Here is a 12,504-nt window from a genome sequence, read left to right as displayed (position 1 = left end):
ATAAATGTAATATAAAAAATAACGAGATGTAAAAATACGATTTGATATAAGAACATAAATCGATGTAAAAATATAATTTGAAGTGAGAATATGATTTAATAAAAAGACATAATTTAGATAAAATATAACTTGAGATAAAGATATAATCTGATGTAAAAATATAATTTGAGATAAAAAGATACTTGCAAATAATAAAACTTTTGTTATATTTTAGATTAATGAGCGTAGGAAATCAGAATAAGTCTAAAACTACTAAGTAGATGTAAGTTAATATTCAGAAATGTAGGAGATAATCAATGCGTAGTAGATTCATAAAAGAAGAATTGGGTTATACGGGCGAACAATTACATTCGCTCTATGCCTATGATAATTTTGGAATTGCAGGCGATTCAATCATTGCTTTTATCGGACCGTGTGATATTAGCCTCAGAGAATTAGTTGATTTAGAAGATGTCAAAGCCGGTAAACGGGTCTATGCACCTCGGATGCTTCATTTCATTGCCGAACACTTTGAGATCGATTTGGAAAAGGCAATCCTTCGGCAATATCTGTTAGTAGATATGGTAAAGGATTTATTAAATGAGAAACTGGGAAAACTTATTGTGCGTAGAGTTGGCACAGACCTTTTTATCAACGATGCCAAAATCACCATATCTACTGCAACCGCATCTCCGGTTTCTTCATTAATTCATGTAGGGATTAATATAATTGGTACTGAAGAACAAGGCACAAAAAGTAAAGGATTATCAGACCTTAATATCGATCCGGTTACGTTTGCCCAAGAATTGCTTGACCGTTATACCAAAGAAATTGAACGGATTAATCTTGCCCGTTGTAAAACACGGTGGGTCGAATAAGATTGCTTAGATGCAAACTCTCAATCCTAAATTACTAATTACCAAAAAATTACTTCAGAATTTGATGCGCTGAAATTAGTATTTTTTATTCATCAGAAATATAAGTGATATAAAAGATAAAAATGGAAAATCCTGATATTCTAATAATTGGTGCTGGTCCTGCAGGATATGTATCTGCGATTAGAGCATCTCAATTGGGTAAATCGGTTTTATTGGTAGAACAAAGCGAAATTGGCGGTGTTTGTCTTAACCGGGGATGTATTCCAACTAAAGCGTTATTGCACTATACCAGTATTATTGCTAATGCAAAAAAAGCGCTCAAAGCCGGAATAAGATTTGTTGAACCGGAAATTAATTTTACAGTTTTTAATAAGACAATTAAAAATATAGTATTCAGACTGCAAAGGGGTATTGAATTTTTATTGAAGGGTAATAATGTGCAAATTGTAAAAGCACATGCTCGGTTTGTGGATGCAAAAACAGTTTTGTTAGTCGAACCCAATGGTGCAGAGCATAAAATTTATCCACAATATATCATTATAGCAACCGGTTCAAGACCAGCAGGGCTTGCAGGTATAGAATTTGATAATGATAGAATTATTAACTCGGACAATGCCTTAGAAATTCAAGAAATACCGAAAAATTTCGTAATAATCGGTGCCGGAGCAATTGGACTTGAGTTGGCAACAATTTATAACCGGCTCGGCAGTAAAGTCACAATTATTGAAATTGCAAACCAGATTTTACCAAATACAGATACGGAAATTGCTTATTACCTAAAAAGAATTCTTAATAAACAAGGTATTGAATTCTTTCTTAATAGTAAAATTACCCAGGTCCAAAAGAATCAAAATGGATTAGAAGTCATATTTTATACTGAAAATACAGTGCATAATCTTATTGCTGATAAAATGTTGGTTGCAGTTGGTAGAATTCCTAATGTTGACGGTTTAGGATTAGAAAATACGAATATTAAATTTGACGATAAACAATTTATCCTTACCGATAAAAATTATCAATGTGCAGACAAGATTTATGCGATTGGCGATATTATCGGACCACCGTTATTGGCCCATAAAGCAATGACACAAGGTATTTTTGTGGCAGAACTCATTGCTGGTGAAAAGAATATCGCACACCCTCGTTTTATTCCGAATTGCGTATACACCGACCCAGAATTAGCAACAATTGGAATCACCGAAAAGGAAGCCCAAGACTTGAATTACGATTATACAATGGGCAAAGCGCCTCTATCAGCAATTGGCCGGGCTATTACTATGGACCAACTTGAAGGAATAGTAAAAATCATCGTTGATAAAAAGACCGATTTGATTTTAGGAGCACAGATATTAGCCCCAGAAGCATCTAATTTGATTGCTGAGTTATCTTTAGCAATTAATCTTAATATCAAATCACAAGATTTAATTACAACTATGCATCCACACCCAACCTTATCCGAAGCAATCTTAGAAGCAGTAAGCGCCGCGCATAATAAAGCAATTCATATTTTAAATCCCAAAAATTCGTAACCACAAAGGCCAATAAAAGTAAGATTAAACTGGACTAAAGCAATTTTATGAGATTAGTCAAGAAAAGTATTTTTAATACTATTACAAATCTGACAGGGATACAATGGAATTTCTCGATTTAGGTTTTTGTGAATATCGTCTTGCCCTTATTAAACAAAAAGAACTCTGGACAAAACGAGTTTCTAATGATATTGACAATACCTTGATATTGGTTGAGCATCCGCCGGTGTTTACTTTAGGTAAATCAGGCAAAGAAGAAAATCTCTTAGTTCCTAAAACTGAGTTACAAAAGAAAAATCTTCCGCTCTATCGGATTGAACGTGGTGGCGATATTACTTTTCATGGTCCAGGCCAATTAGTTGGCTATCCGATTTTTAAATTGAGCCAGTCTTTAGTTAGCGTCAGACGGTTTATCTATAAGATTGAAGAGATTTTGATTGAAGTATTGCAAGAATTTGATATTTCAGCCTATGCATCTCATCCTAATATCGGAGTCTGGGTTAATTATAAAAAGATTGCCTCAATCGGGATTGCAGTTTCTAAACAAGTTACATTTCACGGATTTGCCTTAAATGTCTCTACCGATTTAAACTATTTTAGTTATATCAATCCTTGTGGTATGAGACATATTAAAATGACATCAATGTCTGAAATATTACAGAGACCAATTTCACTTGATGCGGTTAAAAATAAGGTTAAATTGGTATTTAGAAGATACGATTTTTAAGCAAGTTTCGGATTTTTACTTTCTTGCTAATTTGAATGTAAAGACAAAAGGACATTACTGTTATGGATAGTAATAAAAAAGCGAATGCACTGATTTGGAAATATTTCCCAAGTTATCTCTTACTGATACTTGCCAAAAGAAATGGCCAGCATAGGGTGCTAATGAGGGAATAGTAATCGTTGTATCAGTAGCCGGTATGGAAGTTTTTTGATAAGCCAAGACTAATCGAAAATCGGGCCGGATATAATAAATTTCAACTTCATAAGTAAAAGGAAAGGGAAGAGATAATTTGCGCCATACGCAAGGGAAATTCTGAGTAACAGTGGTATCTAAAATTGGGCTGAGTGGTTCTGGCGATTCATAAATAATCCGACTCAACTGATATGGATTTGACCGAAATCGCCCCTCGGAACTGCTTAATACTTCAAAGAAACAATCTTTGCCAATAAGACATTCTAAGGTGCTATCAGGAAATAATTCAGCGGAAACTGTGTCTTTGTAAATATTGTTAGTGGTATAAGATAGCGGAAATGTTTTATTGAGTTCGGGGATTAAGACATAGACACTTTCGATATCATTTAAGCCATCTGCGTCTAAAACCCGCACACTAAAATTAACCAGATAAATATCATCTCCTGGAAGAAATGGTTCATGATACGAAGTTATTGATTCTGCACTGAATTGAGGAATAGCATCAAGGGTAAAATTTATTGTATCAGTGCGATTAATGTCAATTACAACTGGTTTTTGTGATATGCAGTAGCCGTCTTTTTCTGCAATAACACTTGCTGAGTCGCCATAATTAAGACTGTAAATATAGTCCAATTCATAATTGCCGAATCGGTCTGAAATCGTGGAGATTGTTTTTGTACCCAGTTGAAGTAGTAACGAAACTTTAGCATTTTCAATGGGCAATCCATTTTTGGTCAAGACTTTGCCCCAAATAATACTAGACTTCGTTTTTATTGACTTGGGGTCATAAGGGTTATCTCGGTCAGGTCGGCAAGTAATAAACAAAGTTACAATTATTGAAATTATAATCTGAAGCCGAATTTTCGCCACGATAAGATTTTACGCTAAAATATTAGTGTGTCAATCCTGTTTAGCCAAGATTCTGCTCTTTAATAAAAATTAAACTAATCAATAATAAAAATCAATAATAAAGATTAAACTAAACAGTGGTCCAAAATAATAATATTCTGAGAACTCAGAAAATGTGCCTCAGGTAAAAGATGGAGCATGCTTATTGAATTTTGTATATACTTGAGCAAAAATTTATTTGTTCAGAGAGTTCTTTTTTGAGAACATAGAAAAATTAATTCTTACTATTGAATATATTGAACTTATTGGATATTTTTCTGGGATTTTCTCCGATACGGATGCGTGTCGCAAGTGTTTTCTGTGGCATTTTCTGAGCGCTCTCTAATTTGAAATATCTGATTTTACTGCTGAAGGTATGGAAATTGCTGAAAATTCTCAGCCTTTTGCAATTTCAAAGACACGATTTCAGAGTTCTCTATTTTGTAGTCTTGACACATTCTCGCTATAAGACTATCATTAATTATAAATAAAAAAGTTCATTAGGTCTTGTCTTATGTGATAGTATATATGAATAAACAAAGTATAATAAAATTAGAATTAATTCATAATCAATGTTTCTTACCAGAGTTTATAGGTTTCGTTCTTGGTATTTAATTTTTAGTATTTCGTCACTATGACCCAGGACGGTTTCAAAACACTATATAAGATTAGCCAAGTCATTAACTCGATAATGGACTATAATGAACTGTTAGACCAAATTATGGATTTGGCAATTGAAACTCTATCTGCAGAAAGAGGCGTAATTGTGCTAAAGGAAGATAGTAAAATTATGCCGGTGGTTGCGCGAGAATTTACCCAGAAAGATTTAACTGATTTGACCGAAATCTCTTCAAGTATTCTAAATCAAGTTCTGCAAGAGCAAAGGCCATTATTAATTCACAACGCACAAGAAACTGATTTTAGCAAAGCCCAAAGTGTAATTCTTCATAACATCCAATCCGTGATGTGTGTTCCTTTGGTTCACCGCGAGAAGTTGCTTGGTGCAATTTATGTTGATGCTCGCAGTCGAAAAGGCGTTTTTACTGATGAGGATTTAGAGTTTTTAGAAGCATTCTCTCATCAGGCGGCAATTGCTATTGAAAATGCTCGATTACGACAATTGCTCTTAGAAGAAAATCAGTATCTTAAAACCGAATTGACCAAAGCCACTCAATTCGAAAATATAATTGGCCGGAGTCCACAGATGATTAAGGTCTTCGATTTAATGCGCAAACTGTTAAATTCTAATATTCCAGTGTTAATTCAAGGTGAAACCGGCACAGGAAAAGAACTGGTGGCACGGGCATTACATTATAATGGTATAAGACAGAGAGGAAAGTTTGTCGCCTTATACTGTGGTAGTGTGCCCGAGTCTTTGTTAGAATCAGAACTCTTTGGTTATAAAAAGGGTGCTTTTACCGGCGCAGTTACAGATAAAAAAGGATTGTTTGAAGAAGCCGATGGAGGTACTTTGTTTTTAGATGAAATCTTAGATGTTAGTTTAACCATCCAGGCAAAACTATTAAGAGTATTACAGGAAGGAGAATTTCGTAGGATTGGAGAACTAACTCCCAGACGGGCAGATGTCAGAATAATTTCAGCAACCAATCGAAATTTAGCCCAAGGTGTCAAAGAAGGAAAATTTCGCGAAGACCTATTTTTTCGGCTCCAAGGCGTAACAATTAATTTACCACCGTTAAGAGAACGCGGAGACGATGTGTTACTTTTGGCAAATCACTTTCTAAAACATTTTGCCCAAGTTGAGAAAAAAGAGATTAAAGGTTTTACTCCAGAAGCAGCCAATCTGCTTTTAAGATACAGTTGGCCTGGTAATGTCCGGGAGTTGGAAAATACCATTGCTCGAGCCTGCGCTTTAACTAATCAGGAGTTAATCACAGTTGAAGATTTAGGCATTCAATCGGATTTGCCTTACGCAAGTAATCTAAAATCAGCGTTATCGAATCGAGAAAGAGAATACATTATTGAAGTATTAAAGTCAGTGAAGGGTAATCGGCAAAAAGCCGCAGAAAGACTTGGTATTTCGCGCCGAACTTTGCAATATAAATTAAAAGAATATGATATTAACGACCAGGAATTAAAGGAATAAAAAACTAAGTTATTTGTCTTGGGCATACTGAATCTTGTTCTGGCCACACTTTCTGGTGTGCCTGATAATGCAAAAAATCTCATTTGTTAATAAGTGTAGCATTCGTGTCTCTTATATGAGCCGGCTTTATTTTACTTAGAATATATTATTTAGTTTTACTTGTATGGTTTTAGAAAAAGGTGTAGTTTTTGCTGAAAAATATGAAATTATCAAAGTTATTTCTTCAGGTGCTCAAGCAGTCGTTTACACTGCGTTACAAAAACCGTTGGAGCGAATAGTCATATTAAAAGTTTTAAGTCCAATCTTATCAGCAGATGAAGAGAATGTCAAACGATTTGAACGCGAGGCAAAAGTTCTTAGTGCCCTTAAAGAGGAAAATGTTACCAAAATTTTTGATTTCGGCAAACACAGCGGGCTCTATTACTTTGTCACGGAATATGTCGAAGGATTAAGTCTCAAAGAGTTTTTAGAAAAAAAAGGCAAATTATCGCCGGAACTTGCTTCTTATATAATCTTAGAGATTAGCAAAGTTTTAGCACGACTCCATGAACAAGGAATTATTCATCGGGACTTAAAACCAAGTAATATTCTTATTGGCTATGATGGCAAAATAAAACTAACTGATTTCGGATTAGCCATTTCTCAAGCGCTGCCTTCAATTACAGTTGAAGGCAGTATTTTGGGAACTCCAGGTTATATGTCACCGGAACAAATTACGGGTAAACCAATAGACCATCGCTCGGATATTTTCTCCTTGGGTGTAGTCTTTTACGAATTAATTACTGGGCATAATCCGTTTATCGCCTCAACTTACTCTGCCATAATGCAGAATGTCTTAAATTTGAAAATTGCCCCTTTTTATAAATTAGACCAGTCATTAATCGGTTATAAAGATTTATGGCAAATAATCGAACGAATGTTAAAAAAATCAGCCCAAGACCGCTTTCAAAAAATTTCCGAATTATGTGAAAAATTGGAAGAATGGATGGCTGAAAAACCAAAGGTTGATTTGAAAAAAGAAATGGCTGAGATATTATTAATGAAACCTAAGTCAGATGGTATTCTTACTCAGCCCCAAACTACAGGTAAGAAAGTTAGGTTATCTTATTTCTATCTAATAATTGCACTTTTAATGCTAATAGCCGGAATATTTATTGGTTTTAATAAAATTAACCGCAAGGCACAATTACAATTTAGTTCTTTGCCCATAGATACTTTATTTAGTCGAATTAAAACAAGACACGACTCGATTCAATTAAGCGAATTTGTAAGCAAGGCGTCATCTAAAGATAAAGAGACTACAAAAAGAGATTCACTGGGTTTAGAAATAACATCTCAAAAGAACGCTCGGGGATACCTTAAAATTTCTGTGGTGCCCTGGGCAGATGTTTATCTTGATGGAGAAAAAGTGTTTACAACACCTAAAGATACGATAATTGACCTAAAGGTCGGAATGCATAATTTAAAACTTATTAATCCCAATTTTCCGGCAATTGAAACCTTGTTTTCAATTAACCCTAACGATAATCTAAAACTGGTTTTTAATCTATTTGATTATGTGGGCTATTTGCAGGTCGCAGTCCAACCTTGGGCGGATATTTATATTGACGATGTTTATAAGGCAACAAGTCCTATTGCAACACCTATCATAGTTCCTATTGGAAAGCATAAGATTACTTTAAGGAATCCTTATTATCCACCTTATGAAGAAACCATTGAATTTAAGCCGCAAGCAACTGTTGAAAGAAATATTGTTTTAAGGTAAAATTAAAGCAATGCATCTTACACAGTCTTTATATTTTATTTATTGATGGCACGAATATTGCTTGTATAGATAATGATATATTCTTTTATAAAAATAAATTTATGCTAAAGAGAAATCAAATTTGCATAACAAAATTGGAATTAAATTTCGTTGGTAAAAAGTTGTATTTTCTAATTTTATTTATGGGATTCGTATCCAGTATTTGGGCGGGCTGGGCATTTCGCACACCAATGCGCTATCCCCGTTACGGTGTGATGGTGGCTTCAGTCAATAACCGAATATATGCGATTGGCGGTTTTGGACAAGCAGATACCGGAGTTCGTTATGTTGAAGAGTATAACCCAGTGTTGGACACATGGATTCTTAAAGCACCAATGCCAACATCTCGGGGTGGAGGTGTGTGTGCAGTTGTTAATAATAAAATTTATGTAATTGGTGGCAACCGAACTCGGAATGCTCCAGTTGAAAGTTGTGAGGTTTATGACCCTCAAACTAATCAATGGCAAAGACGCAGACGACTACCTACGCGTCGCTATGGTTTTGCTGGCAGTGTTATCGGTGATAGTATCTATGTCTTAGGCGGTTTTCTAATGCCTCCCCATGGTGGTCAATATACGGATACGGTTGAAGTTTATCTTCCGAGCCGTGATTCTTGGTTTGTCAGGAAATCGATGATTACGCCCAGAGTGGAATTAGGTTGTGCCCAAGTCAACAATAAAATTTATGCGATTGGTGGAGTCTTGTATGGTTATACTAATGCCAATGAGCAATATTACCCTGACACCTGGATTGCTAAACGACCATTTCCTGAACCTCGTTCTCGTCATAGTTGTGCTGTGTTCAATAATAATATCTATGTAATCGGCGGGAGAAGACAACAAGGACCTAATGAAATAATCTACGCCAGAGTTGATGTATATAATCCAATTTTAGATACCTGGACCCTTGCAGAATCACTAAATGTTGCTCGATATTCTGCTGGCGCAACGGTGCTTAATGGCAGTCTATATGTGATTGGTGGTTTCGGAAGAAATGTTGGACCTATCGCAAGTGTTGAGCAATATATTACTACTGGTTGCGAAGAAATAAATACATCGCCAAACTTAAACCTTTCGTCATTAAAGATATTTCCTAATCCACTAAAAATGCAAACAACTATCTGCTATGAAATCAAACAGAACGGAAATGTCGTTTTATCAATATATGATGTAAATGGAAATTGGATAAAGACTCTGATTAATCAGTATCAGAAATCAGGAATCTATTCAGTTAAATGGAATGGCACTGACAAATTGGGCAAGTGCGTAGCACAAGGTATATATTTTGTAAAACTGTCGCTGACCTCATCTACGACAAACAATGGTTCTATTGAAAAAATATTGGTATTAAGATAGAAATAGAATATTATGTGTAAAATTAGATTTGATGTATTAAAAATAAAGATGTATTCTCCTATGATGGACAATTTTAATAATAAGAAAAGGAGAAGACACCTGTTGGAAGAAAAAAAGAACTTACAGAAGATGCTTGACGCTATTTAAATGTTTTATGGATTATCCGCAACGAAACGAACCCGAGATATTTTCCCCAATTATATTAGGAGTTAATATAAAAAGTAATAGGATTGATATTCTTTAAGATAAAATTGAAAAAAAATAAGCCAGTTGGACACATCAAGCAATTCCAATCCTTCACTATAGTTTTTATTTTGGTATTTCTAATTTACCCTAATGCCTTTTTCGTTATTGCTCAAAATCGCGAGGCAAAAGATATAATTTCAATTGAAGATAGACTTGCCCAAGTGGAATCGCTCTATAATCAAGCACAGTATCAACAAGTAATTATAACTATTGATAGTATCTTTCGAACCACCAGACCATTAACTGAAACAACATTAGTCCAACTTTATACTTATCAAGCATTTGCTTATGTTGCTTTGGAGCGAAAAGAACTTGCCCAAAATACTTTTCGATATCTATTAATGTTAAATCCCAAATTAACTTTAGACCCCAGATATGTTTCACCCAAAATCATTGAGATATTTGAGGAGAGTAAAAGACAATTAGGTGATACTTTGAAATTGACGCCGACATTTTATCTTGGTTCTAAAATTAATAATAGAGCAGTTAAAGTTCGGTCTTTGATTTATCCTGGTTTAGGACAATTGTCAGTCAAACAAAAGACTAAAGGATATTTATTTCTAAGCACTGAGACAATTTCCATATTAGGATTAATTGTTTCTCATTTTATGACCAATTCAGCGCATCAAGATTATCTTAACAACCGAAATCTGGCAGAAATGGATGCGAAATATAACAAATATTCGTTTTGGTATCAATGCCGAATCGGATTTGCCATTTCAAGTATTGGTATCTGGCTTTTGAATTACATTGATGTATCGCTATATTGAAAAATCTTAAGATATGAATTCTGATATAGCCTTTTTCAGAGAAATAAGTTGCAACAATTTTCAGGCTCGTGCAAAAATTTGCACTTACAAACTATGCTTTGTGTTAGAAAATTAAGAAAAATTGCCAAAATTAATAAAAGAAAATTAAGAAAAATTGCCAAAATTTATAAATAAGAAAATTGACAAAATTAATAAAATAGTAATTATTTATAAGATATGGTAATTATTTATAGATTTAGTAAAAGATTTGCGATGGCTGTGGCAAAACATTTTTATGCTCATTTTCATAGATTTAGTGAATTTTATCTAATTGAATAAACTTTGGCACGATTTTTGTAGTCTATATAGATGATGAAAGAGAATAATTCTCTAAAATTTATGAAAAACTCTGTTAGACACCGAACTTTGTTAGACAAAGGGTCCAACTGGCAGAAAAATTTAGAAGTCGGTCCTAACAGAGTTTATAAAATTAAGAAAAGAAATAGGAGGTGAATTATGAAAAAGTTCCTCACGCTACTTTTTGGCATTGCGTTGGTGACTACTGCTTTTGCTCAACAGAATGTAGGTTCGATATCCGGTATTGTGACTGATTCTGTAACCGGTTTACCTATATTCCGCGCAAAGGTTATGGCACACGGACCAGTGAATTGTTGTCGAATGGCATATACAGATTCCTCAGGCGCATATACCATCAATAATTTGCCCGCAGGTTCTTATCAGGTTAATGCTGCGGCAATGCAATATCGTCCGAAAATGTATCCGACTCCAGTTCAAGTTGTTGCCGGGCAGAACACACCGGATATTAATTTTGCATTAGCACCAATAACACCACCGCCGCCACCTCCGCCACAAAATCCTGGAGCAATTTCAGGAGTTGTCACGGATTCGGCAACAGGATTACCGATTGCTAATGCCCAAGTTAATGCTTGTCGACCTGGAAGTTGCGGAGGCCGAGCATTTACTGATGCCAATGGGTTCTATACTATTAATAACCTATCGGCTGGTGATTATCAAGTTACGGCTAAAGCACTTGGTTATCGACCCCAACGCTATCCAACTGCAGTTACAGTTGTTGCCGGACAGACGACAGCCGACATTAATTTCGCATTAGTTGCGATGAGCCCTCCGCCACCACCACAAGACCCAGGTTCGATTTCAGGAGTAGTAACCGATTCAGTAACCGGCTTACCAATTGCCGGAGCAACAGTGATTGCTCGTCATCGTCGTTTTGTCCGTCGAGTTACGACCGCAGAAGATGGCTCTTACACGATTACGAATCTTCCTCCCAGAGATTATCATGTGATGGCACGGGCACAAAATTATTATCCTAAGATGTATCCATCACCAGTAAATGTTGTTAGCGGTCAGAACACACCAGACATTAACTTTATTCTTACACCGCGCACACCTTAACATCTAAAACTTAGCCAACCCAAGCCCAGCATAATATCGCTGGGCTTGTTTTTTTATAGATTAAATTTCTTTGAGAATTGTTTATTTCTTAAACGAGTTTTTTTACTAAGCAAAACAAAGATTACAATTGATAAAAGACTAAAGAAATTGTCCTTAAACCTCCGGATTAACAAGATGGTATAGAAACGAAGTCGGGGCGACTGGATTTGAACCAGCGACCCCCAGCACCCCAAGCTGGTGCGCTAAACCAACTGCGCCACGCCCCGACTTAAATTAGTGTAAACAGAAAATTGCCTGATGTCAAGAAGCAATAACCAAAGTTTCTAAAAAACCTATCGCAAAGGCATGAAGAAATAGACGAAGAAAATTAAAAGTAATGCTTTTTTAGAATCTTGCCCACGCACATTTATTTTCAGAGTATCATCAAGGTAAAAATGACTTTATTGTACTTTTCCATCAAAAATCATAAAAGCCGTGTTATGTAATATATCTCAAAATGTGTAATACCACTCAATAATGAAAATAAACAAGGAAAGGGATTAAATTGCCAATAACTGAAATGATGTTTATTAGAAGACTTATAGCAGGTCCGACCAGCATTTTTGAACCGTAGAAC

At 35.2% G+C, this 12,504-nt stretch carries 8 protein-coding genes, 1 tRNA gene and 1 pseudogene; 8 read left to right on the top strand and 2 right to left on the bottom strand.

Annotated features, from left to right (window positions below):
- Nucleotides 1–296 precede the first annotated feature (296 nt).
- From N2201_05885 to lipB, 3 genes and pseudogenes are all read left to right on the top strand, one after another.
- Nucleotides 297–857, top strand: a complete 561-nt coding sequence (locus N2201_05885) for a DUF366 family protein (GenBank protein MCX7785737.1) — start codon at nt 297–299, stop codon at nt 855–857.
- Between the two features lie 122 nt (nt 858–979).
- Nucleotides 980–2,386 carry a dihydrolipoyl dehydrogenase gene (gene lpdA, locus N2201_05880; protein ID MCX7785736.1) on the top strand — a complete coding sequence of 469 codons (1,407 nt, stop codon included), beginning with the start codon at nt 980–982 and terminating at the stop codon, nt 2,384–2,386.
- 100 nt (nt 2,387–2,486) lie between these two features.
- Nucleotides 2,487–3,113, top strand: a pseudogene (gene lipB, locus N2201_05875) (lipoyl(octanoyl) transferase LipB).
- 60 nt (nt 3,114–3,173) lie between these two features.
- On the opposite strand, the gene N2201_05870 reads toward lipB, so the two are convergent.
- A complete protein-coding gene (locus N2201_05870; protein ID MCX7785735.1) occupies nt 3,174–4,175 on the bottom strand; it encodes a carboxypeptidase-like regulatory domain-containing protein in 1,002 nt (333 codons plus the stop codon).
- 652 nt (nt 4,176–4,827) lie between these two features.
- On the opposite strand from N2201_05870, the gene N2201_05865 reads away from it, so the two are divergent.
- The 5 genes from N2201_05865 (at nt 4,828) to N2201_05845 (ending at nt 11,888) form a co-directional block, all read left to right on the top strand.
- Entirely contained in the window at nt 4,828–6,300 is a 1,473-nt protein-coding gene (locus N2201_05865; protein ID MCX7785734.1) for a sigma-54-dependent Fis family transcriptional regulator, read from the top strand.
- A 163-nt stretch (nt 6,301–6,463) separates the two neighbouring features.
- On the top strand, nt 6,464–8,065 hold the full coding sequence (locus tag N2201_05860) for a protein kinase (protein ID MCX7785733.1): 1,602 nt from the start codon (nt 6,464–6,466) through the stop codon (nt 8,063–8,065).
- A 182-nt stretch (nt 8,066–8,247) separates the two neighbouring features.
- On the top strand, nt 8,248–9,459 hold the full coding sequence (locus N2201_05855; GenBank protein ID MCX7785732.1) for a T9SS type A sorting domain-containing protein: 1,212 nt from the start codon (nt 8,248–8,250) through the stop codon (nt 9,457–9,459).
- A gap of 314 nt (nt 9,460–9,773) precedes the next feature.
- Nucleotides 9,774–10,475 carry a hypothetical protein gene (locus tag N2201_05850; protein ID MCX7785731.1) on the top strand — a complete coding sequence of 234 codons (702 nt, stop codon included), beginning with the start codon at nt 9,774–9,776 and terminating at the stop codon, nt 10,473–10,475.
- Between the two features lie 495 nt (nt 10,476–10,970).
- The gene (locus tag N2201_05845; protein MCX7785730.1) at nt 10,971–11,888 is read left to right on the top strand and encodes a carboxypeptidase-like regulatory domain-containing protein; all 918 of its coding nucleotides are present in this window, start codon (nt 10,971–10,973) and stop codon (nt 11,886–11,888) included.
- Nucleotides 11,889–12,079: 191 nt separating this feature from the next.
- Here N2201_05845 and N2201_05840 read toward each other — a convergent pair.
- Nucleotides 12,080–12,154, bottom strand: a tRNA-Pro gene (locus tag N2201_05840).
- Nucleotides 12,155–12,504 lie beyond the last annotated feature (350 nt).

It is taken from the genome of candidate division WOR-3 bacterium, from assembly GCA_026418155.1.
Classification (GTDB): Bacteria; Hydrothermota; Tepidihabitantia; order Tepidihabitantales; family CAIPLT01; genus JAOABV01.
The sequence above is the reverse complement of the archived record's forward strand: the minus strand, read 5'-3'. Positions and strand labels throughout refer to the sequence as shown.

What these genes read in the sequence shown, in the direction of transcription:
- N2201_05860 (MCX7785733.1), top strand. Translation starts at nt 6,464, where the DNA reads ATGGTTTTAGAAAAAGGTGTAGTTTTTGCTGAAAAATATGAAATTATC.
- N2201_05885 (MCX7785737.1), top strand. Translation starts at nt 297, where the DNA reads ATGCGTAGTAGATTCATAAAAGAAGAATTGGGTTATACGGGCGAACAA.
- lpdA (MCX7785736.1), top strand. Translation starts at nt 980, where the DNA reads ATGGAAAATCCTGATATTCTAATAATTGGTGCTGGTCCTGCAGGATAT.
- N2201_05855 (MCX7785732.1), top strand. Translation starts at nt 8,248, where the DNA reads ATGGGATTCGTATCCAGTATTTGGGCGGGCTGGGCATTTCGCACACCA.
- N2201_05845 (MCX7785730.1), top strand. Translation starts at nt 10,971, where the DNA reads ATGAAAAAGTTCCTCACGCTACTTTTTGGCATTGCGTTGGTGACTACT.
- N2201_05865 (MCX7785734.1), top strand. Translation starts at nt 4,828, where the DNA reads ATGACCCAGGACGGTTTCAAAACACTATATAAGATTAGCCAAGTCATT.